Origin of the sequence: Micromonospora sp. NPDC005367 (assembly GCF_040606825.1) — a bacterium.
In the GTDB taxonomy this organism is placed as follows: Bacteria; Actinomycetota; Actinomycetes; order Mycobacteriales; family Micromonosporaceae; genus Micromonospora.
In genome coordinates this window covers 100,400-120,756 of sequence record NZ_JBEXFP010000018.1, presented here as the reverse complement: position 1 = coordinate 120,756, position 20,357 = coordinate 100,400, and the positions used below count along the sequence as shown (strand labels likewise).

General features: G+C 71.5%; 22 protein-coding genes and 1 tRNA gene. 17 read left to right on the top strand and 6 right to left on the bottom strand.

What is annotated here, in order from left to right; all coding sequences use genetic code 11:
* The first annotated feature begins 63 nt into the window (after positions 1 to 63).
* The gene (rsmI, locus tag ABZS42_RS15595) at positions 64 to 912 is read left to right on the top strand and encodes a 16S rRNA (cytidine(1402)-2'-O)-methyltransferase (protein ID WP_355145649.1); all 849 of its coding nucleotides are present in this window, start codon (positions 64 to 66) and stop codon (positions 910 to 912) included.
* Positions 913 to 1,015: 103 nt separating this feature from the next.
* Here rsmI and ABZS42_RS15590 read toward each other — a convergent pair whose 3' ends face one another.
* Both ABZS42_RS15590 and ABZS42_RS15585 read right to left on the bottom strand, forming a co-directional pair.
* Complete coding sequence (locus tag ABZS42_RS15590; RefSeq protein ID WP_355145647.1) at positions 1,016 to 1,387, bottom strand: hypothetical protein; 372 nt, start codon at positions 1,385 to 1,387, stop codon at positions 1,016 to 1,018.
* Positions 1,388 to 1,467: 80 nt separating this feature from the next.
* A complete protein-coding gene (locus ABZS42_RS15585) occupies positions 1,468 to 2,226 on the bottom strand; it encodes a hypothetical protein (protein ID WP_355145645.1) in 759 nt (252 codons plus the stop codon).
* A 55-nt stretch (positions 2,227 to 2,281) separates the two neighbouring features.
* On the opposite strand from ABZS42_RS15585, the gene ABZS42_RS15580 reads away from it, so the two are divergent.
* Complete coding sequence (locus ABZS42_RS15580; protein ID WP_355145643.1) at positions 2,282 to 2,410, top strand: hypothetical protein; 129 nt, start codon at positions 2,282 to 2,284, stop codon at positions 2,408 to 2,410.
* 39 nt (positions 2,411 to 2,449) lie between these two features.
* Complete coding sequence (metG, locus tag ABZS42_RS15575; protein WP_355145641.1) at positions 2,450 to 4,252, top strand: methionine--tRNA ligase; 1,803 nt, start codon at positions 2,450 to 2,452, stop codon at positions 4,250 to 4,252.
* Between the two features lie 177 nt (positions 4,253 to 4,429).
* On the opposite strand, the gene ABZS42_RS15570 is transcribed toward metG, so the two are convergent.
* Positions 4,430 to 5,281, bottom strand: coding sequence for an alpha/beta hydrolase (locus ABZS42_RS15570; protein ID WP_355145639.1), 852 nt, complete (start codon positions 5,279 to 5,281; stop codon positions 4,430 to 4,432).
* A gap of 109 nt (positions 5,282 to 5,390) precedes the next feature.
* On the bottom strand, positions 5,391 to 6,638 hold the full coding sequence (locus ABZS42_RS15565) for a hypothetical protein (RefSeq protein ID WP_355145638.1): 1,248 nt from the start codon (positions 6,636 to 6,638) through the stop codon (positions 5,391 to 5,393).
* Positions 6,639 to 6,835: 197 nt separating this feature from the next.
* Between ABZS42_RS15565 and ABZS42_RS15560 the strand changes: the two genes are divergently transcribed.
* From ABZS42_RS15560 to ABZS42_RS15530, 7 genes are all read left to right on the top strand, one after another.
* Positions 6,836 to 7,744 carry a TatD family hydrolase gene (locus tag ABZS42_RS15560; RefSeq protein WP_355145636.1) on the top strand — a complete coding sequence of 303 codons (909 nt, stop codon included), beginning with the start codon at positions 6,836 to 6,838 and terminating at the stop codon, positions 7,742 to 7,744.
* 76 nt (positions 7,745 to 7,820) lie between these two features.
* Positions 7,821 to 8,690, top strand: a complete 870-nt coding sequence (gene rsmA, locus ABZS42_RS15555; RefSeq protein ID WP_355145634.1) for a 16S rRNA (adenine(1518)-N(6)/adenine(1519)-N(6))-dimethyltransferase RsmA — start codon at positions 7,821 to 7,823, stop codon at positions 8,688 to 8,690.
* Between the two features lie 9 nt (positions 8,691 to 8,699).
* The gene (locus ABZS42_RS15550; RefSeq protein ID WP_355145632.1) at positions 8,700 to 8,867 is read left to right on the top strand and encodes a Uma2 family endonuclease; all 168 of its coding nucleotides are present in this window, start codon (positions 8,700 to 8,702) and stop codon (positions 8,865 to 8,867) included.
* On the top strand, positions 8,864 to 9,817 hold the full coding sequence (locus tag ABZS42_RS15545; RefSeq protein WP_355145630.1) for a 4-(cytidine 5'-diphospho)-2-C-methyl-D-erythritol kinase: 954 nt from the start codon (positions 8,864 to 8,866) through the stop codon (positions 9,815 to 9,817). The genes ABZS42_RS15550 and ABZS42_RS15545 overlap by 4 nt, the downstream gene beginning before the upstream one ends.
* A 128-nt stretch (positions 9,818 to 9,945) precedes the next feature.
* Positions 9,946 to 11,751 carry an ABC-F family ATP-binding cassette domain-containing protein gene (locus ABZS42_RS15540; protein ID WP_355145628.1) on the top strand — a complete coding sequence of 602 codons (1,806 nt, stop codon included), beginning with the start codon at positions 9,946 to 9,948 and terminating at the stop codon, positions 11,749 to 11,751.
* Between the two features lie 140 nt (positions 11,752 to 11,891).
* Entirely contained in the window at positions 11,892 to 12,347 is a 456-nt protein-coding gene (locus ABZS42_RS15535; RefSeq protein ID WP_355145626.1) for a DUF4383 domain-containing protein, read from the top strand.
* A 301-nt stretch (positions 12,348 to 12,648) separates the two neighbouring features.
* Positions 12,649 to 13,125 carry a DUF4383 domain-containing protein gene (locus ABZS42_RS15530; protein WP_355145624.1) on the top strand — a complete coding sequence of 159 codons (477 nt, stop codon included), beginning with the start codon at positions 12,649 to 12,651 and terminating at the stop codon, positions 13,123 to 13,125.
* Positions 13,126 to 13,158: 33 nt separating this feature from the next.
* Here ABZS42_RS15530 and ABZS42_RS15525 read toward each other — a convergent pair whose 3' ends face one another.
* Positions 13,159 to 13,848, bottom strand: coding sequence for a TetR/AcrR family transcriptional regulator (locus tag ABZS42_RS15525; RefSeq protein ID WP_355145622.1), 690 nt, complete (start codon positions 13,846 to 13,848; stop codon positions 13,159 to 13,161).
* Positions 13,849 to 14,074: 226 nt separating this feature from the next.
* Positions 14,075 to 15,031 (bottom strand): acyl-CoA desaturase, encoded by a 957-nt coding sequence (locus ABZS42_RS15520; protein ID WP_355145620.1) that lies wholly within the window; start codon positions 15,029 to 15,031, stop codon positions 14,075 to 14,077.
* Between the two features lie 125 nt (positions 15,032 to 15,156).
* Between ABZS42_RS15520 and ABZS42_RS15515 the strand changes: the two genes are divergently transcribed.
* The 7 genes from ABZS42_RS15515 (at position 15,157) to pth (ending at position 20,316) form a co-directional block, all read left to right on the top strand.
* On the top strand, positions 15,157 to 15,435 hold the full coding sequence (locus ABZS42_RS15515; RefSeq protein ID WP_355145618.1) for a helix-turn-helix domain-containing protein: 279 nt from the start codon (positions 15,157 to 15,159) through the stop codon (positions 15,433 to 15,435).
* A gap of 15 nt (positions 15,436 to 15,450) precedes the next feature.
* On the top strand, positions 15,451 to 15,867 hold the full coding sequence (locus ABZS42_RS15510; protein ID WP_355145616.1) for a hypothetical protein: 417 nt from the start codon (positions 15,451 to 15,453) through the stop codon (positions 15,865 to 15,867).
* Between the two features lie 42 nt (positions 15,868 to 15,909).
* Positions 15,910 to 15,980, top strand: a tRNA-Gln gene (locus tag ABZS42_RS15505).
* A 73-nt stretch (positions 15,981 to 16,053) separates the two neighbouring features.
* On the top strand, positions 16,054 to 17,589 hold the full coding sequence (glmU, locus tag ABZS42_RS15500) for a bifunctional UDP-N-acetylglucosamine diphosphorylase/glucosamine-1-phosphate N-acetyltransferase GlmU (protein WP_355145614.1): 1,536 nt from the start codon (positions 16,054 to 16,056) through the stop codon (positions 17,587 to 17,589).
* A gap of 59 nt (positions 17,590 to 17,648) precedes the next feature.
* Entirely contained in the window at positions 17,649 to 18,629 is a 981-nt protein-coding gene (locus ABZS42_RS15495) for a ribose-phosphate diphosphokinase (RefSeq protein WP_355145612.1), read from the top strand.
* A 300-nt stretch (positions 18,630 to 18,929) separates the two neighbouring features.
* Positions 18,930 to 19,628: a 50S ribosomal protein L25/general stress protein Ctc gene (locus tag ABZS42_RS15490; protein WP_355145610.1), complete on the top strand. Its 699-nt coding sequence runs from the start codon at positions 18,930 to 18,932 to the stop codon at positions 19,626 to 19,628.
* A gap of 97 nt (positions 19,629 to 19,725) precedes the next feature.
* Positions 19,726 to 20,316 (top strand): aminoacyl-tRNA hydrolase, encoded by a 591-nt coding sequence (gene pth, locus ABZS42_RS15485; protein ID WP_355145608.1) that lies wholly within the window; start codon positions 19,726 to 19,728, stop codon positions 20,314 to 20,316.
* Positions 20,317 to 20,357: the final 41 nt, after the last annotated feature.

Below are 20,357 nucleotides of genomic sequence, written 5' to 3'. Positions count from 1 at the left end.
TGACCGGTGGCGTCAGTCGTCCCCGATCCCGCCACCGCCGTCGATCGAGGAGCGAAAGATCTCGTGGGTGATTTGTCGGACGTTGGACGTCTCATCCTGCTCGGCGCGCCGCTCGGTAACCCGGCGGACGCATCCGCGCGGTTCCGTGAGGTGCTCACCACCGCCGACGTGGTGGCCGCCGAGGACACCCGTCGCCTCACCCGGCTGGCCCGCGACCTCGACGTCACCGTGCCGGGCCGGATCGTCTCCTACTTCGAGGGCAACGAGGAACGGCGTACGCCCGAACTGGTCGAGGTGATCCAGGCCGGCTACACCGTCGCCCTGGTCACCGACGGCGGCATGCCGAGCGTCTCCGACCCCGGCTACCGGCTGGTCCGTGCCGCGCTGGACGTCGGGGCACCGGTCACCGCCGCGCCGGGGCCGAGCGCGGTCACCACCGCCCTCGCCCTCTCCGGGCTGCCCTGCGACAGGTTCTGCTTCGAGGGCTTCCTGCCCCGCTCGCCCGGCGCGCGGCGGTCCCGCCTACGGGCGCTCGCCGGCGAGGAGCGCACCCTCGTGATCTTCGAGGCGCCGCACCGGGTCGCCAGCGCGCTGGCCGACCTGGCGGACACGTTCGGCGCCGACCGCCCGGCCGCGCTCTGCCGCGAGCTCACCAAGACGTACGAGGAGGTGCTCCGCCGGCCGCTCGGCGAGCTGGCCCGCTGGGCCGCCGAGGGGGGGCCGCGTGGCGAGATCACGCTGGTTGTGGCCGGAGCGCCCGCGACCGCGCCGGAGCCCCCCGACGACGACACGCTGCGCGCCGCTGTCGCCGACCGGGAGGCGGCCGGCCTCTCCCGGCGGGACGCGATCAGCGAGGTGGCCACCGCGTACGGCCTGCGCCGCCGCGACGTGTACGGCGTCGTGCACCGCTGATCAACTCCGGACCCGTCCGGCCGCGCGACCGTCGGGCGGCCGGCCGAGGGCCTGGATCTCCAGCTGCCGGATCCGCTCGTCGGAGAGTGAGCGCCCGCGCGGGTCACCAGGCGGTGACGAGGAAACCCGCCGTGATCAGCGCCGGCCCGGCGAACGCGAGGCCGATCCCCCAGCGGCGCGCCCGCTGACCCTTCAGCCGGGTTGCCCCGGTCCAGCGGGCGATCCCGGCGCCGCAACCCGCCACGGCCAGCAGGCCGAGCACCCAGCGCAGGTGATGGGCGGCCCCGCCGGCGTCGGCGTACGCGGTCGCGCCCTGCGGGCCGGTCATCCGGGCCGGGAGTGTCCTGCCGGGCACCGCCCGGTCGGCCGGCACGTCGCTGACCCGCACCCCGTGGGCGATGAAGCGCCGGTCGTCGGCGGTGAAGATGCCTCGGCAGCGCTGCGTCAGGCCACTGCCACCGCATTCGGTGATCACCGTGGTGCCATGCGTGGCGTGGCCCAGCGCGACCCAGAGCGGCCCGGCGCTGACCCAGGCGAAGAACGCCGCGACCAGGCTCAGCGCCAGCAGCGCGGCGAGCCCGGGAAGCGGGTCCGCGGGTGGCTGGCACGACGGGCGCGCCGGCGGCGGCCGGCGTCATCCCGGGCCGGCCGGTTCCGCTCCTGTGCCGGCTCCTCGCGGATCGGGGTGCCGTCCCAGTGCACCTCCTCGATCGGCGCCCAGAACGTCTGATCGTCCTCACCGGGCTCGCCGTCGGTGCCGAGGGCCAGGCGACCTCGCCGCTTGGACTGGCGTACGGGCACCCGGCGCGGCAGCGCGTCCACCGGCGCCCCGGTCGTCGGCTCCACGTCGGCGGCGCGCTCCTCCTCGGGTGCGCGGTCGCCATCCCGGCTCGGCGTCGCGGCGTGGCCGGGGTGCTCCGCGGCCGGGCGACCGGACGATTCGTCTTCGGTCTCCGCCGGGCTGTCGGCGGTCTCCGGCTGGTCTCGGCGGGTGCGGGCGGGCGCCGGCACCTTGCCGGTCCGCGGTAGCCGGGTCTGCTCCCGCTCGGGCGCCGGACCGGTGCGTGGTGATCGGCCGGGGGTCGGCGCGGCGTCGGTGCCGGGCACCGGACGGGGCTGGGGCGCCACCCCGGGGCCCCGCGCCGTCGGGGTGCGCGCGGGTCCGTCGCCCGACGTGTCGTCGTCCGCGGAGGCGTCCCCGCCGGTGTCCGGCCGGGTCGGGGCGTCGTTGCCGGGCGAGGTGTCCCGCCCGTCGGCGAGCGCCGCCCGCGAGGGGCGTTCGTCCGGTTCACGGCGCGCTCGTCTGCCAGCCACGACGTTCATTGCACACCCGCTCGTTCCCCCGATCGGGCAGCATAACGTCGTGTCGATGACAAATCGGACCATCGGCCTGGGAATCCTGGCCGGTTCGCCGACCCGGCACCGTCACGACCGCCGCGGCACGGGCGGCAACAACTTCATGATCACCGGTTGTGGGGGTGGGGTGCGGGTGTATTGATTCGTCGGCAGGCGGGGCGGGTCACTAGGCTTGCTGGTCATGAGTCACGTTCTCGCGGCGGTTGCCTGGCCGTACGCCAACGGCCCGCGCCACATCGGCCACGTTTCCGGTTTCGGCGTTCCCTCCGACGTCTTCAGCCGGTACATGCGGATGGCCGGCCACGACGTGCTCATGGTCTCCGGCACGGACGAGCACGGCACCCCGATCCAGGTGCAGGCCGACGCCGAGGGGGTCACCCCGCGTGAGCTGGCCGACCGCTACAACCGGGTGATCGTCGAGGACCTGCACGGCCTCGGGCTCTCGTACGACCTGTTCACCCGCACCACCACCCGCAACCACTACGCCGTGGTGCAGGAGCTGTTCGAGGGGATGTACCGCAACGGCTACATCGTGCCGAAGACCACGATGGGCGCGATCTCCCCGTCCACCGGTCGGACGCTGCCCGACCGCTACATCGAGGGCACCTGCCCGATCTGCGGCTACGACAGCGCCCGCGGCGACCAGTGCGACAACTGCGGCAACCAGCTCGACCCGATCGACCTGATCAACCCGAAGTCGAAGATCAACGGGGAGACGCCGGAGTTCGTCGAGACCGAGCACTTCTTCCTGGACCTGCCCGCCCTGGCGGACGTGCTCCGGCAGTGGCTGGACACCCGGGAAGGGTGGCGTCCCAACGTGCTGCGGTTCTCGAAGAACCTCCTGGACGACCTCCAGCCCCGCGCGATCACCCGGGACCTCGAATGGGGCGTGCCGATCCCGCTCGAGGGTTGGCGGGACCGGTCCGACAAGCGGATCTACGTTTGGTTCGACGCGGTCATCGGTTACCTCTCCGCGTCCATCGAGTGGGCCCGCCGCTCCGGCGACCCGGAGGCGTGGCGCCGCTGGTGGTCCACCGACGGGGAGGGGAAGGACGCCCAGACGTACTACTTCATGGGCAAGGACAACATCGTCTTCCACTCGGTGATCTGGCCCGCGCTGCTCGCCGGCTACTCCGGCGAAGGAGCGCGCGACGGCGAGCCGGGCGAACTCGGGCGGCTCAACCTCCCGACCGAGGTGGTCTCCAGCGAGTACCTGACCATGGAGGGCCGCAAGTTCTCCTCGTCCCGGCGGGTCGTCATCTACGTCCGCGACTTCCTGGAGCGCTACGACGCCGACGCGCTGCGCTACTTCATCGCCGCCGCCGGGCCGGAGAGCAACGACACCGACTTCACCTGGGCGGAATTCCTCCGCCGCAACAACGACGAGCTGGTCGCCGGTTGGGGCAACCTGGTCAACCGCTCCGTCTCGATGGCGGCGAAGAACTTCGGCGCGATCCCGCCGATCGACCCGGCCGGTCTCACCGAGGCCGACGAGGCGCTGCTCGCCACCGCCCGCGCCGGCTTCGAAGTGGTCGGCGACCTGATCGGCCGGCACCGGCAGAAGCAGGCGATCGGCGAGGCGATGAAGGTGGTCGCCGAGGCGAACAAGTACCTCTCCGAGCAGGCCCCGTGGAAGCTCAAGGACGAGGCCGACAAGCCGCGGATGGGCACCATCCTGCACGTCGCCCTCCAGGTGGTCAGCGACGCCAACACGCTGCTCACCCCGTTCCTGCCGCACTCCGCGCAGAAGGTGTACGAGCTGCTCGGCGGCACCGGTGTGCACGCGCCGATGCCGCGGATCGTGGAGATGGAGGACCTCGACGGCGGGCCGGCGTACCCGGTGCTGACGGGGGACTACACGCAGGGCACGCGGTGGGAGTCCGTACCGCTGGCGGTCGGGCGGCCGCTCGCGGCGCCGAAGCCGGTGTTCCGCAAGCTCGACCCGTCGATCGTCGACGAGGAGCTGGCCCGGCTCGGCGCCTGACGGATCCACGGGCCCGCGACCGGCGGCTGCCGGACCGGCCCGACCGACGACAGGCTGCCGGCGGGGTCCGGACCCGGCGGTGCGGCCCGGGGCATCCCCGGGCCGCACCTCACCCGACCGGCGGAGAGCCGGTCGTGCCCGGCCCGCGCCCCGCACCAGGCGCGGCCGCGGACGGCATCAGGCGCGGCTCATCGCCGGCGCCCCGATGAAGTTCATGATTGCGTCGTTGACCTCGTCGGCGTTCGTCCACGGGATACCGTGCGGAGCGCCCTTCAAGGTGATCAACTGGCTGCCGGCGAGCATCGCTTGCAACCGCTGCCCGGTCTTCGCGAACGGCAGCACGTTGTCCTTGTCACCCTGCACGATCAGCACCGGTACGTCGATCTGCGGCAGGTCGCCCCGGAAGTCGGTCAGCCAGGCGTTCACCGAGTCGTAGGTGCCCTTGGCCGAGGCCCGTGCGCCGATCTCCCAGTGCGCCCGGTACGCCTCCTCGCTGACCAGCTTGCCCTTGTTCTCGCTCCAGTTGAAGAAGTTGTTGCAGAACTGGGTGAGGAAAGCGAAGCGATCCTTGATGATCGCCTGCTGGAAGCCGTCGAAGAGACTCTTCTCGACACCCTCCGGGTTGTCCGCCGTCTGCATCAGGAACGGCGCCAGCGGGGCCAACATGATCGCCTTGCTGACCCGCTGCGACCCGTACGCGCCGAGGTATCGGGTCACCTCACCGGTGCCCATCGAGTGCCCGATCAGGATCACGTTGCGCAGGTCCAGCTCGGACATCAGGACGTCGAGGTCGGCGCTGAAGGTGTCGTAGTCGTACCCGATGGTCGGCTGCGCCGAGTTGCCGAAACCGCGCCGGTCGTAGGTGATGACCCGGTAACCGGCGTTCAGTAGCGGAATGGTCTGCTTCTCCCAGGTCGCACCGTTGAACGGGAAGCCGTGGATCAGCACGATCGGCTGGCCGGAGCCGTGATCCTCGTAGTACAGGTCGATGGGCGCGGAGTTCTCCGTACCCACGGTGATGAACGGCATGCTCTTCTCCTGAAGTCGGGCTCGGTTCTCTCCTCGCCCGGCGCATTCCCGTCCGATCCGCCGATATGCCCGGTCCGGCGCGGCGGGCGACAGCCCTCCGCCCGCCACCTCAGAGCGCGTACGGGAAGTCCACCACCTGCGCGTCAGTGACCTCCGCCCCCGGCGCCCAGACCTCGTACACGCCCCGGTCGTGGCACTGTGCCCCGGTGAGCGCCACGCTGTCCGGGTCCGGCCGGCGCAGCCGGAGCCGCAGCCAGCCCGCCTCCTCCCGCAGCACGACGCAGGGCACGCCCCGCCACTGTCCGATGCGCAGCCGGCGGGCCGCCGCCTCGACCGGATAGCGGGCGGCCCGGGTCATCGCCAGCACCCGGAAGCCGCCAGGCAGGTCGGCGACCGCCTCGTACTCGGCTCCGCCGTACGTTCCGACCAGGTGGGTGGATCGGGGCGCCTCACCGACCGGCAGGTACTCCTGGTCGGGCGAGAGCCCCGGTACCGCGGCGAGCAGGTGCCGCCACTGCGGCCCGACCATCCGCAGCCAACCCCGCTGCTCCGCCTGGTAGGTGTACAACACCACCTCGACTCCCTCGGTCGGGTAGGCGAGCAGGCTCGCGTTCGCCGGCATCGGCAGGTCGGCGAAGTCGCGGGTGACGAACTCGGGGATCAGCTGGCTGCTGCTGGGCACGAAACCGGTGCCGAGCACCGGAGGGCCCAACCGGTCCCGGGGCGGCAGCGCGGTCAACCCCCGGTGCGCCGCACCCACCGGGATGTCGTAGTCGCCCGGGTCGGCGGCCCGCCAGCGCAACGCGTACGCCACGTCCACGCCGTCGCGGCTCACGTCGCCGTCGGTACGCAGCAACATCGCCGTGGCCGGCGTACGCAGGTGCGCCACGTCGTGCTCGCGGTAGCAGAAGCCGTGCGGCAGCCACCCCCGCACATACCCGGCGAGCTGCCGGGCGGAGAGCATCTTCACCATCCGGGTACCCCGCCGGACCACCGCCGACCCGCGGACCGTGCCGAGCAGCGGGTCACCGGCGGCGTCCGGCCGCTGACTGAGCTGGTGCACGTACCCCCAGCTCCGCTCCCGGTGCGCCGGGATCATCAGCGGCGACTCCGGCTCCTCCGGCGGCTCCGGCGCGCCGTGCACCGCGGCCACCTCGGTGACGTGCACGAACCGGTGCCAGGGCAGGGCCGAACCGGGCCGGGGCGCCCACTCGAACCCGGGCACCTGGTCGGCGCTGAACAGCTCGTACGCGGCACCCCGCGCGATCTCCTCCGCCGGGTACACACTGCCGCCGTACGTCACCCGCAGCCCGGTACGTCCGTCGGCCTCACCGCTGGTCTGCGGCTCGACGCTCATCGCGTCACCGTGCCGCGGTACCCGTGATCTGCCCACTCGTGTCGCCGCTGCGCGTCGGCGCGAGCGCCACGCGGCTGTTCCCAGTGGTTCGCTGCGTTCCGCTCGCTCACCGGGCGACCGTAGAGTCGCCCTCGGTAATCGAGGTGAACAGCAGGTGGCGGGCGGGTGGACCAGCTCGGTGTGTGATCCTTTGGGTGATGAGCCAGCCAACCGAACAGCCGATCGACGCAGCCGAGTCCCGGCGCGCCCGTGCCGCCCGGCGTGCGGGCGAGTTCCCGCCCGCCCCGGAGCCCCTGCCCCGCCCGGTGCTCGACAGCCACACGCACCTGGACATAACGGTCAGCGAGGCCGGTGTCCCCGGTGGCGGTCCCTCCGACGACCCGGTCGGTACGGCCATCGAGGTCGCCACCAGGGTCGGGGTGGACCGCCTGGTGCAGGTCGGAGTGGACGTCCCCTCGTCCCAGTGGGGCGTGGCGACCGCGCAGCGGTATCCGGCGGTGGTGGCCACCGTGGCGTTGCACCCCAACGACGCCCCTCGCCTGCCCGAGCTGGACGAGGCGCTGCGCGAGATCGAGGCGCTCGCCGCCCACGACCGGGTGCGGGGCGTCGGGGAGACCGGGATGGACTTCTTCCGCACCGGCGACGAGGGCCGCGCCGCCCAGGAGGAGAGCTTCCGGGCGCACATCGCCATCGCCAAGCGGTACGGCAAGGCACTCGTCATCCACGACCGCGACGCGCACGCCGAGGTACTGCGCATCCTCGACGACGAGGGCGCGCCGGACACCGTGGTGCTGCACTGCTTCTCCGGCGACGCCGCCTTCGCCGCCGAGTGCGTACGCCGTGGCTACCTGCTCAGCTTCGCCGGCACGGTCACCTTCGCCAGCGCCGCAGCGCTGCGCGAGGCCGCCGCGTTGACGCCGATCGACCAGATCCTGGTGGAGACCGACGCCCCGTACCTCACCCCCACGCCGCACCGTGGCCGCCCCAACGCGTCGTACCTCATCCCGCTGACCGTCCGCGCGCTCGCCGCGTCCACCGGCGCCGACCTCGACGAACTCTGCGCCGCGATCTCGGCCACCGGCGACCGGGTCTTCGGCCCGTGGTGAGCTCCGTGATGGACCGGCACCCGGCTGAGCCGGGCCGCTTCCAGACGGCCCGGCCGGCCCACCTACGCTGCTGCCCATGAGCGGTCTCCTCGGCCCGGCGGAGATCCGGGAGCTGGCCGCCCGGTTGGGTGTGGCCCCGACGAAGCGGCTCGGGCAGAACTTCGTGCACGATCCGAACACCGTGCGGCGGATCGTCACCGCCGCCGGGCTCGCGCCCGACGACGTGGCACTGGAGGTCGGCCCCGGGCTCGGCTCGCTCACCCTGGCCCTGCTCCCGGTCGCCGCGCACGTACACGTCGTCGAGATCGACCCGGTGCTGGCCGGCGCGCTGCCCGAGACCGCCGCCCGGTACGCCGGCCCGCACGCCGCCCGGCTCACCGTGCACCACGCGGACGCGCTGCGCGTCACCGCGGCCGACCTCGGCGACCCGGCGCCCACCGCGCTGGTGGCGAACCTGCCCTACAACGTCGCCGTGCCCGTGGTGCTGCACCTGCTCGCCGAGCTGCCCGGCCTGCGACACGGCCTGGTGATGGTGCAGAAGGAGGTCGCCGACCGGCTGGTCGCCGGTCCAGGCTCCAAGGTGTACGGCATCCCGTCGGTCAAGCTCGCCTGGTACGCCCGCGCCCGCGCCGCCGGCCGGGTCCCGCCCAACGTCTTCTGGCCCGTGCCGAACGTCGACTCCGGCCTGGTGGCCTTCACCCGCCGCGAACCGCCCCGCACCGACGTGGCCCGCGAAAAGGTCTTCGCCGTGGTCGACGCGGCGTTCGCCCAGCGGCGCAAGACACTGCGTGCCGCCCTCGCCGGCTGGGCCGGGGGCGCCGACCGGGCCGCCGCCGCGCTCACCGCCGCGGGCGTCGACCCCGGGGCACGCGGCGAGGCGCTCACCGTCGAGCAGTTCGCCGCCATCGCCGCGTCGGCCCCGGCTGCCGCACTCGCCGGGCAGTAGGCTGGCGCCGTGCCCGCCGGCACCCCGCACCACCTGCGGATCGAGCAGGATCCGTTGCACGTGTACGCGTACGACCTGGTCGATGGCCGGTACGAGCCGGTCGTCGACGCTGCCGAGGAGCTGATCGTGGAGAAGCCGTTCGACATCCGCCTGCGTGCGCGGGACATCGCCCCGTGACCGAGGCCTGGCGACCGGACGACGAGGACGAGCAGCGGCGTGGGGCCAGCGGCCCGGTGAAGGTGCGGGTGCCCGCGAAGGTCAACCTCCACCTCGGCGTGGGACCGCTGCGCCGCGACGGCTACCACGAACTCAACACCGTCTACCACGCGATCTCCATCTACGACGAGCTGACGGCCCGCCGGGGCGACACCCTCACCCTCACCATGGAGGGAGAAGGCGCCGGTGAACTGGCTCTGGACGACAGCAACCTGGCGATCCGGGCCGCCCACGCGCTCGCCGGGTACGCCGGGGTGCTCCCGCACGCCCGGCTGCACCTGCGCAAGCAGATCCCGCTCGCCGGCGGCCTCGCCGGTGGCAGCGCCGACGCGGCCGCCACCCTGGTCGCCTGCGACGCGCTCTGGGGCACCGGACTCTCCCGCGACGAACTGGCGGGCATCGCCGCCGACCTCGGGTCGGACGTGCCGTTCCTCATCCACGGCGGCACCGCCCTGGGCACCGGGCGCGGCGAGGCGGTCAGTCCGGTGCTGGCCCGCCCGACCTCCTGGCACTGGGTCGTCGCCATCGCGGACGGCGGCCTCTCCACGCCCGCCGCCTACCGCGAGCTGGACCGGCTGCGCGAGGCCGGCAGCGCCGGCCCGCCGCTCGGCAGCACCGACGCCCTGCTCGGCGCACTACGCCAGCGGGACCCGCGGGTGCTCGCCGCCGCGCTCGGCAACGACCTCCAGGACGCCGCCCTCGCGATGCGTCCCGCGCTCGCCGAGACGCTCAAGGCGGGCGAGGCGGCCGGAGCGCTGGCCGGCATCGTCTCCGGATCCGGACCGACCTGCGTCTTCCTCGCGGAGGACAGCAGGCGCGCCGAGCGGATCGCCGCCGAGCTGACCGCGGCCGCCGTGTGCCGCGAGGCCCGGGTGGCGCACGGCCCGGTGGCCGGCGCCCGGATCATCTGACGCCACCACCTGCCCGCCGTTCGCCGCAGCGGGCGGCGACCGCGCGATCGAGGGTGTCCGCGTACCCTTGAAGGCCAGGCGTCCCGTGCCTCGCCGGCACCGGACGCCTTGATCATGAAAGGTAGGTCGTGGCCAACATCCTCAACCTGGACCGGGTGTCCAAGGGCTACGGGGCCGCCGGGCCGCTGCTCACCGACGTCTCGCTCGGCCTCGACGACGCCGACCGGATCGGCGTGGTCGGGCTCAACGGCGCCGGCAAGTCGACGCTGCTCCGGCTGCTCACCCGCAGCGAGGAGCCGGACGACGGCCGCGTCACCCACCGCCGCGACCTGCGCGTCGCCTGGCTGCCACAGAACCTCACCCTCGCCCCCGACGCCACCGTCCGGGACGTCGTGCTCGGCACCGAGTGGCTCGAGGAGAGCATGGGCGCCGAGCACGAGTGGGCCGGTGACGCCGGCGTCCGCGGCATCCTCGACGGCCTCGGCATGCCCCACCTCGGCCTCGACCAGCCGGTCGGCCCGATGTCCGGCGGTGAGCGCCGCCGGGTGGCGCTCGCCGCGCTGCTGGTCCGCGACTCCGACCTGCTGATCCTCGACGAGCCCACCAACCACCTCGACGTCGGCGGCGTCGACTGGCTTGCCCGGCACCTGCTCGGCCGTAAGGGCGCGCTCGTCGTCGTCACCCACGACCGCTGGTTCCTCGACGCCGTCTGCAGCGCCACCTGGGAGGTCGCCGACCAGACCGTCCGGTCGTACGAGGGGGGCTTCGCCGCCTGGACCCTCGCCCGTGCCGAACGGGAACGGGTCGCGGCGGCCACCGAGGCCCGCCGGCAGAACCTGCTCCGCAAGGAGATCGCCTGGCTGCGCCGCGGCCCGCCCGCCCGAACCTCCAAGCCGCAGTTCCGGATCGACGCGGCCAACGCGCTGATCGCCGACGTCCCACCAGCGCGCGACACCATGTCGCTGCAACGGCTCGCGACCGCCCGGCTCGGCAAGCAGGTGTACGACCTGGAGCAGGTCACCCTGCACGCCGGCCCGAAGGAGATCCTGCACGACCTCACCTGGCAGGTCGGCCCCGGCGACCGGGTGGCCATCCTGGGCGCCAACGGAGCCGGCAAGACCACGCTGCTGCGGATGCTCGCCGGTGTCACCCGCCCGGACGGCGGTCGGTTTGTCACCGGCTCCACCGTCCGGCCCGCCTTCCTCTCCCAGGAACTGGCCGAGCTGCCCGGGCAGCTGCGCGTGCTGGAGGCCGTCGAGGAGGTGGCCCGCCGCGTACAGCTCGGCGACCGGGAGATCTCCGCCGCCCAGCTCGCCGAGATCTTCGGTTTCGACGACCGGCGACTCTGGACACCGGTCAGCGACCTCTCCGGTGGCGAACGTCGCCGCCTGCAGATGCTCCGCCTGCTCGCCGGCGAGCCGAACGTGCTCCTCTTCGACGAGCCCACGAACGACCTGGACACCGATACCCTCGCCGGGCTGGAGGACCTGCTCGACTCGTGGCCGGGGACGCTGATCGTGGCCAGCCACGACCGCTACCTCATCGAGCGGGTGACCGACGTCGTGTACGGCATGTTCGGCGACGGCCGGCTGGTGCACCTGCCCGGCGGCGTGGACGAGTACCTGGCCCGGGCGGCCGGCCGACCCGGCTCCGCCCGTACCGAGGCCGTGCCCGCCGCCACGCCGGAGGCACCGGCCCGCACCGGTTTCTCCGCCGCCGAGGTGCGGCAGGCCCGCAAGGACCTCACCCGGTTGGAACGGCAGATCAGCAAGCTGGAGCAGCGTGAGGCGGCGCTGCTCGGCCAGCTGGCCGAGCACGCCACCGACTACGCGAAGGTCGCTGAGCTGGACGGCCAGCTCAAGGACCTGCGGGCCGAACGGGAACAGACCGAGGAGTCCTGGCTGACCCTGGCCGAGCAACTGCCCGCCGACTGACCCCAGCGACCTCGACCCATCGACGGTGGCGGCCCGGCCAGTGGTCGCCACCGCAGGTGGGCCCCGTGTGCCGAGTCACAATCCGGCGTGCGGGAGAATCGTCGTCGACCCTCACCCGAAACGGCGTTGGAGACTCAGACATGGCCCACACCCCCGTCAACCACCCCGCGCGGCCGATCTACCGGGCGATCGGCGGGCTGATCGGTCTGTACCTGGTGGTCTTCGGTGTGCTCGGCATCATCGCGACCGCCGGCAACGACGCCCTCGCCCAGGATGACACCCTGGTCCTCGGCCAGGGCACGAACCTCGTCTTCTCGCTGATCAGCATCGTGTTCGGCATTCTCGTGCTGGCCGGTACCGTGCTCGGCCGCAACATCGACGTGGCGATCAATCAGTGGGTGGCGTACGTCCTGATGGTCGGCACCCTCGGCGGGCTCGCGTTCATCCGGACCGACGCGAACATCTTCAACTTCAACATCGGCACGGTCATCGTCTTCATGATCGCCGGCATCCTGCTGCTGATGGTCGGCATGTACGGCAAGGTCGGCACCGACGAGGAGAAGGAGGCGTGGCAGAAGGCTCGCCTCGTGCTCTGAGCTTCTGGTTGCGCTTCTGGTTCCCTGCGCTTGAAGGTTTCGCCGGAGCCCGACCCGCTCCGGGCGGTCAGGCTTGATCCCTCCGCGGGTCGGGCTCCGGCGAAACCCCTCCTGGTCCTGCTCCGTCCGGCGCCTTCGGCCCGGAGGGGTGGGACGTCTTTTTGTGGCTCGGCCCGGCAGGACTTCCGCTGGGTGGGCGGGATCTTTCTTGTGCGGGTGGACCAGTGGGTTCGCCGGACAGTTGGTGGTCCGGCGGGCGACAATCCTCCAGAACCGGTCATCTCGGGCGGAGGAGAGGCTCATGGCGCATTTCCCGATGAACCATCCGGCGCGGCCGATCTACCGGGTTCTCTCCGGGCTCATCGGGCTCTACATCCTGATGTTCGGTGTGTGGGGAGTCGTGCTGACCGCCGGCGAGTCCCTCTTCGCCCGCGAGAGCAACTGGGCCCTCGGGCTCCGCACCAACCTCGCGTTCTCCATCGCGTCGGTGATCTTCGGCGCCTTCTTGATCATCGGTGCCTCGCGCCGCACCAACCTCGGCCACTACATGAACCTGACCGCCGGCATCGTCTTTCTGGTCACCAGCATCCTCATGATGTCGCTGTTGCAGACCGAGGCGAACTTCCTGAACTTCTCGATGTCGACGGTGATCGTGTCGATGATCTTCGGCCTGGTGCTGCTCGGCACCGGCCTGTACGACAAGGTCGGCCCACCCGAGCTCGCCGAGGCGGAGCGACGCAACCGGGACAAGCAGATCTCCGAGGCGAACACTCCCTGACCAGATGCGGCCGCCCCGGTGGATCGGCCGTGCTCAGCGGTTCCGAGAGGAGATCAACGTCGGCTTCGCCTCCAGATGCGACAAGCCGTTCCAGGCCAGGTTCACCAGGTGCGCGGCGACCGTCTCCTTCCGCGGCTTGCGGACCTCCAGCCACCAGCGGCCGGTCAACGCCACCATGCCGACCAGCGCCTGCGAGTAGAGCTCGGCCAGCTTCGGGTCGTACCCCCGGCTCTTGTACTCGGCGCCCAGGATGTGCTCGACCTGATGGGCCACGTCGTTGAGCACGCTGCTGAAGTTGCCCGTCGCCGCCATCAACGGCGACTCGCGGACCAGCACCCGGAACCCGCTCGTCTCCTCCTCGATGTAGCTGAGCAGCGCCATCGCCGCCTGCTCCAGCAACTCCCTCGGATGGCCGGCGGTCAACGCCGTGGTGATCCGGTCCAGCAGCGCGCGGACCTCCCGGTCCACCACGACGGCGTAGAGCCCCTCCTTGCCACCGAAGTGCTCGTACACCACCGGCTTCGAGACCTTCGCCCGAGCCGCCACCTCCTCCACCGAGGTCGCGTCGAAGCCACGCTCGGCGAAGAGTTGCCGCCCGATCGAGATCAGCTGCTCCCGGCGCTGAGCCGCCGACATGCGTACCCGCGAAGGAGACTTGCCGCCGGGCCCGGCGACCGGTCGTTGTCGATTGACGCCACTGTCGCTGCTTGACACATCCGCCATCTGGTCACCTCGCCGGCGCTCGGTGACGCCCTGCCGTGGGATGGTGCCTCCGCCGTATCCGGTCACTTCGCCGCCTCACTGATGTACGGCCGGAGGGCGCTCGCGCGCCGCCCGACCGTACCCGCCGCGTGCGTGGCCCCCCTGTCGCCGTGCCGCGCGGCATTCCCCCCGCTTGGTTCGGTCACCGGGCAATACTGCCAGGTAACGCGCGAGCTCAACTCCCGGATCATCCCGCCGACGGCGACACGAGCTTCGCTGCCAGACGTTCCGGCTTCGGCCAGCGCACGTCGTACGCCGCGCCGAACTTCTCGAGGAACCAGATGACCCGGGCCGAGATGTCCACCTGACCGCGCATGACGCCGTGCCGCGCACAGGTCGGGTCCGCGTGGTGCAGGTTGTGCCAGCTCTCTCCGAAGGAGAGGATCGCCAGTGGCCAGAAGTTCGCCGCCCGGTCGCCGTTCCGCATGGCGAAGGGGCGCTCGCCGTAGACGTGGCAGACCGAGTTGATCGCCCAGGTCACGTGGTGCAGCAGCGCGATGCGGACCAGCCCCGCCCAGAAGAGCGCGGTCAGCGCGCCCTGCCAGGACCAGGTCAGCAGCCCGCCCATCAGCGCCGGACCCAGCACTGAGACGGTCACGATCAGCGGGAAGAGCTTGTCGACGCGCTTGATGTCCCGGTCGGCGACCAGGTCGGGCGCGAACCGCTGCCGGTTGGAAAGTTCCCGGTGGAACATCCAGCCGACGTGCGCGTGGAAGAGGCCGCGGGTCAGGCCCCAGACGCTCTCGCCGAACCGCCACGGCGAGTGCGGGTCGCCCTCCAGGTCGGAGAAGGCGTGGTGGCGACGGTGGTCGGCCACCCACTGGATGATCTCGCCCTGTACGGCGATCGAGCCGGAGACCGCCAGCGCCACGCGCAACCCGCGCCGCGCCTTGAACGAACCGTGGGTGAAGTAGCGGTGGTAGCCGACCGTCACACCGAGCCCGGAGAGCACGTACCAGAACGCGGCGATGCCCACGTCGGTCCAGCTCAACCAGCCACCCCAGGCCATCGGCACGGCGGCGACCAGGGCCGCGAAGGGAATCACCACGAACAGCCAGAGGGCGACGAGGATGCCGGGCGACTGCGTGCCCTGGGTAAGTGGCTTCGGTCCGGACGCTTTCGGTTCGAGCAGAGCGGTCGACATGGCACCTCGCAGGGGAGTCGGGGACATCGCAAGCTACGCCTACGTCACCGTAACTTACGGAACCGTAGATCGCACGGGGAAGTTCGCGAGCCGCTTTCGTCGTACCGGCGACGTAGCGTCGCCCCATGACCGACCCTCGTGACGAGGACGACCTGTACGCGCAGGCCGTGCGCCTGCGGTCCCAGGGCTGCTCGGTGCCCGTGATCGCGCAACGGCTGGGGGTGGCCAAGTCGACCGCCTACCGCTGGATCGGACACATGCCCCTACCTGACGACGAGGAGTCCCGAGCCCGACGCCGGGCTCACTCAAAGGTGATGACCGACGCGCAGTGGGCAGGTCATCGAGCAGCGCGGGACGCGGCTCGGACGGACACCGTCGCGGCGACCGCAGGCTGGGTGAAGTAGCTTCGCTACCGGGAATTGGTCCTCGTCGGAGCGGCGATCTACTGGGCCGAGGGCACGAAGGCGAAGCCGTGGCGTCCCAACGACTGCCGGGTCAGGTTCGTCAACAGCGACCCCGCGCTGATCACGCTGTTTCTCCGCTTCGTGGCGGCGATGGGCGTGCCACGCGCGGACCTGCGGTTTCGGGTCAGCATCCACGAGAGCGCCGACGCGCTGGAGGCTGTGCGCTGGTGGTCTGCTCTGGTCGGCGTCTCGCCGGAGGATTTCCAGCCCACTGTCCTCAAGCGGCACCGGCCAACCACGAATCGGCGGAACACCGGCGACGGCTACCGAGGGTGCCTCGCCGTCGAGGTGGCCAGGTCGAGCCGGCTGTACTGGAAGATAGAAGGGATCATGAAGGGAATGGGCGATGGCATGCCGCCACCGGGACGCTAAGGTGTAGTGGTCGGCAGCTAATCGCCTTGACTGTTTTGACCGTCCCGGGTCGTCTAATGGCAGGACGTCAGGTTTTGGTCCTGATTGTAGGGGTTCGAATCCTCTCCCGGGAGCTTCTGCTCGTCGGCCGTTGATGTCTGGTTAGCATGACCGCGGAAGTGTCGTCGTCCCGACGGGAGCCAGGTCGTGTCCCAGCCCCACCATCGCACCGTCGTCGTGCTCGCCGCCGGTGAGGGCAAGCGGATGAAATCGGCGCTGCCGAAAGTGCTGCACCCGCTGCTCGGTCGTACGCTGCTCGGCCATGTGTTGAGCGCGGCCGCGCCGCTCGGCGCGGACCGGACCGTGGTGGTGGTCGGGCACGGCGCCGACCAGGTCCGCGGGCACCTCGCCGAGATCGCGCCGGACGTCGTTCCGGTGCTCCAGGCCGAGCAGCTCGGCACCGGTCACGCGGTGCGGATCGCGCTCGAGGCCGTACCGGACGCCACCGGCACCGTCGTCGTGATCAACGGAGATGTGCCGTTGCTTCGCCCGGAGACGGTGAGCGCGCTGGTGTACGCGCACGAGCAGGCCGGCGCGGCCGCGACGGTGCTCGCCGCCGAGGTGCCCGACCCCACCGGCCTGGGCCGGATCGTGCGGTCCGCCGACGGCCGGCTGGAGCAGATCGTCGAGGAGCGGGACGCCACCGCGGCGCAACGCACGATCCGGGAGATCAACGCCGGCAGCTACGCCTTCGACGTGGTGCGGCTGCGCGACGCGCTGGGCAAGCTGTCCACGGACAACGACCAGGGCGAGGAGTACCTGACCGACGTCTTCGGTCTGCTCAACTCGGCGGGTGAGCCGGTGGCCGTGCACGTCGCGTCGGATCATACGGAGACGTTGGGCTGCAACGACCGGGTCGAGCTGGCGGCGCTGCGCCGGCTGCTGCGCGACCGGATCAACGAGGGCTGGATGCGTACCGGGGTGAGCCTGCTCGACCCGGAGACCACCTGGATCGACGTGACCGTCGCGCTGGATCGGGACGCCGTGGTCGACCAGAACACGCAGTTGCGCGGTGCCACCGTGGTGGGCTCCGGCGCCGTGGTCGGCCCGGACGTGACGCTGATCGACACGGTGGTGGGCGAGGGCGCGACGGTGCTGCGCAGCCACGCGGTGGGCGCGCAGGTCGGCCCGGGCGCGAGCGTCGGTCCGTACGCGTACCTGCGTCCGGACGCGCGCCTGGCGGAGAAGTCGAAGGTCGGGACGTTCGTCGAGGTGAAGAACTCCGAGGTGGGGCCGGGCGCGAAGGTGCCGCACCTGTCGTACGTGGGTGACGCGACGATCGGCGCGAAGGCGAACATCGGCGCGGCGACGATCTTCGTGAACTACGACGGGGTGAACAAGAACCGGACGATCGTCGGCGAGGGGGCGTTCGTCGGCTGCGACACCAGCCTGATCGCGCCGGTCGAGGTGGGTGCCGGTGCGTACATCGCGGCGGGCAGTGCGATCAGCAAGGACGTGCCGCCGGGCGCGCTGGGTGTGACTCGCGCGCCGCAGCGCGAAATCGAGGGCTGGGTGGCCCGCAAGCGCCCCGGCACGGTGTCCGCGGCAGCGGCCGAGCGGGCGTTGCGTGCCGCGGAGGGTGCGTCGGCGGGAACCGCGGCGGCAAGTGAAGGTGAGGCAATCCACGGGGATGGCCGGGCCCTGGGCGGGGAATCACCCGAGGGAGATACTGCAACCGACTAGTCCCCGGCCCACCACCACCGCGCGCCGGGCACCACCGACCAACGGGAGCAGACGGGCCCATGGGCAGCATCGTCGCCGAAAACCGCAAGAGCCTGATGCTCTTCACCGGACGTGGCTTTCCGGAGCTGGCCAAGGAGATCGGGGAGGTGCTCGGCATCGCGCCGACGCCTACCGATGCGTACGATTTCGCCAATGGCGAGATCTTCGTGCGGTACAGGGATTCGGTGCGTGGTTCGGACGCCTTCGTGGTGCAGTCCGTCACGCACGGTGTGAACACCTGGGTCATGGAGACCCTGATCATGATCGACGCGTTGAAGCGCGGTTCGGCCAAGCGGATCACCGTCGTCCTGCCGTTCTACCCGTACTCGCGGCAGGACAAGAAGCACCGGGGCCGGGAACCGATCTCGGCCCGGCTCATCGCCGACCTGCTGAAGACGGCGGGGGCGAACCGGATCCTCACCGTGGATCTGCACACCGCGCAGATCCAGGGATTCTTCGACGGGCCGGTCGATCACCTCTTCGCGATGGACGTGCTGGCCGAGTACGTCGAGCGCCAGTACGCGGGCCGGCCGCTGACGGTGGTCGCACCGGACTCGGGCCGGGTGCGGGTGGCCGAGCGTTGGACGGACCGGCTGGGTGGGTGCCCGCTGGCGTTCATCCACAAGACCCGCGATCCGATGAAGCCGAACCAGGTGGTCGCGAACCGGGTCGTCGGTGACGTCGAGGGCCGGGTCTGCCTGATCGTGGACGACATGATCGACACGGGTGGCACGATCTGCCGCGCGGCGGACATCCTGAAGGAGTCCGGCGCCGCCGACGTGATCGTCGCGTCGACCCACGCCCTGCTCAGCGACCCGGCGACGGAGCGCTTGAAGAACAGCCCGATCAGCGAGGTCGTGGTGACCAACACGCTGCCGTTGCCGCCGGAGAAGCAGCTCGACAAGATCGCCGTGCTGTCGATCGCTCCGCTGCTCGCCCGGGCGATCCGCGAGGTCTTCGACGACGGTTCGGTGACCACGCTCTTCGGTGGCCTCAGCTGAGGTCGCTGTCGCCTGTCCGGCGGCCGTCGTGGGCGGCCGCCGGGGATGGCGGAGTTGGCCTGCGAGTCAACGTCGGCGGTGATATGGGGACTGGCGGAAAGCCGGGAATTCTCTCGGGTAGACTGGTGCGGTTGCCACGGCGAGGGTGCCCGGCGGGCCGCTGAGGAAGCGCCGCACGGAGGCACCGTCATCGACGCGGTGCTCCGGGCAGTCGTTCATGACGCATGAGCCCCAGCGAGCCCCTCGCCCCAGCACCGCCAGACGACAAGCCGCCGCAGCGAAAGCATCAGGAGTTTCCCCGTGTCCGAGGTAAAGATCAGCGCCGAGCCCCGTACCGAGTTCGGCAAGGGTGGTGCCCGTCGTACCCGCCGGGCCGGCAAGGTGCCCGCCGTGCTGTACGGCCACGGCGAGAAGCCGAAGCACATCGCACTGCCGTCCCGTGAGTTCGCGGCCGCGATCCGCAAGGGTGGTGCGAACCAGCTGTTCGCCATCGAGGTGAGCGACGGCACCCAGGTGCTGGCGCTGCCGAAGGCGATCCAGCGTGACCCGATCAAGGACACCTTCGAGCACGTCGACCTGCTGCTGGTCCGGCGGGGTGAGAAGGTCACCGTCGAGGTCCCGGTCGAGCTGACCGGCGAGGCCGCGAAGAACACGCTGATCGTGCACGACCACGACACCCTCTCGGTGACCGCCGACGCCACCCGGGTGCCGGACCACCTGGAGGCGTCGATCGAGGGTGCCGAGGTGGGTGCGCAGATCACCGCGGCCGACGTGACGCTGCCGGCGGGTGTCGAGCTGGTCGCCGACCCGGAGCTGCCGGTCGCCACGGTGACCGCCGCCCCGACGGCCGAGCAGCTCGAGGCGACGCTGCCCGAGGTCGAGGAGGCCGCCGAGGAGGCCGAGGCCGAGGTCGGCGAGGTCACCGAGTCCTCCGAGGGCGCCGACGCGGCTCCGGCTGCGGAGGGCGAGGAGAACGCCGAGGCGCGTACCGGGGCCTGATCCGGTCGGTTCAAAACGTGCGACAGGCGTCCCCGCGTTCGGGGGCGCCTGTCGGCGTATCGGGGTCCGGTCGAGTGGCACTTGGGAAGGGTGGGTCGTGACGGACGAGGCGGGGCCGTGGCTGGTGGTCGGCCTGGGCAACCCGGGCCGGGAGTACGCCGGCAACCGGCACAACGTCGGTTTCATGGTGGCGGATCTGCTCGCCCAGCGGGTGGGCGCGAAGTTCGGCCGGCACCGGCGGGCCGTGGCGGAGGTCGCGGAGGGCCGGCTGGGTTTCGGCGGTCCTCGGGTGGTGCTGGTGAAGCCGTTGACCTACATGAACCTGTCCGGCGGGCCGGTGGCCGCGTTGTCGCAGTTCTACAAGGTGGTGCCGGGGCAGGTCGTCGCGGTGCACGACGAACTGGACATCGGCTACGGGCAGCTGCGGGTGAAGGTCGGCGGTGGCGAGGGCGGCCACAACGGGTTGCGCTCGATGACGAAGTCGCTGGGTACGAAGGACTACGTGCGGGTCCGGTTCGGCATCGGGCGGCCGCCGGGGCGGCAGGACCCGGCCGACTTCGTACTGTCGGATTTCAGCGCGGTCGAGCGTAAGGAGCTCGAGTTTCTGGTCGATCGGGCCGCTGACATGGTGGAGTCGGTCATAACCCGTGGCGTGGAGCAGACGCAGAACCTCTACCACGGCGCCTGACGCGGGCGGGGCGTACCCGTTCGGGGGGTGCGGGCCGGTAG

What these genes read in the sequence shown, in the direction of transcription:
- ABZS42_RS15565 (WP_355145638.1), bottom strand. Translation starts at nt 6,638, where the DNA reads ATGAGCGTCGAGCCGCAGACCAGCGGTGAGGCCGACGGACGTACCGGG.
- rsmA (WP_355145634.1), top strand. Translation starts at nt 7,821, where the DNA reads ATGAGCGGTCTCCTCGGCCCGGCGGAGATCCGGGAGCTGGCCGCCCGG.
- ABZS42_RS15515 (WP_355145618.1), top strand. Translation starts at nt 15,157, where the DNA reads ATGACCGACCCTCGTGACGAGGACGACCTGTACGCGCAGGCCGTGCGC.
- ABZS42_RS15525 (WP_355145622.1), bottom strand. Translation starts at nt 13,848, where the DNA reads ATGGCGGATGTGTCAAGCAGCGACAGTGGCGTCAATCGACAACGACCG.
- ABZS42_RS15495 (WP_355145612.1), top strand. Translation starts at nt 17,649, where the DNA reads ATGGGCAGCATCGTCGCCGAAAACCGCAAGAGCCTGATGCTCTTCACC.
- ABZS42_RS15570 (WP_355145639.1), bottom strand. Translation starts at nt 5,281, where the DNA reads ATGCCGTTCATCACCGTGGGTACGGAGAACTCCGCGCCCATCGACCTG.
- metG (WP_355145641.1), top strand. Translation starts at nt 2,450, where the DNA reads ATGAGTCACGTTCTCGCGGCGGTTGCCTGGCCGTACGCCAACGGCCCG.
- ABZS42_RS15535 (WP_355145626.1), top strand. Translation starts at nt 11,892, where the DNA reads ATGGCCCACACCCCCGTCAACCACCCCGCGCGGCCGATCTACCGGGCG.
- ABZS42_RS15580 (WP_355145643.1), top strand. Translation starts at nt 2,282, where the DNA reads ATGACAAATCGGACCATCGGCCTGGGAATCCTGGCCGGTTCGCCGACC.
- ABZS42_RS15560 (WP_355145636.1), top strand. Translation starts at nt 6,836, where the DNA reads ATGAGCCAGCCAACCGAACAGCCGATCGACGCAGCCGAGTCCCGGCGC.
- ABZS42_RS15520 (WP_355145620.1), bottom strand. Translation starts at nt 15,031, where the DNA reads ATGTCGACCGCTCTGCTCGAACCGAAAGCGTCCGGACCGAAGCCACTT.
- ABZS42_RS15530 (WP_355145624.1), top strand. Translation starts at nt 12,649, where the DNA reads ATGGCGCATTTCCCGATGAACCATCCGGCGCGGCCGATCTACCGGGTT.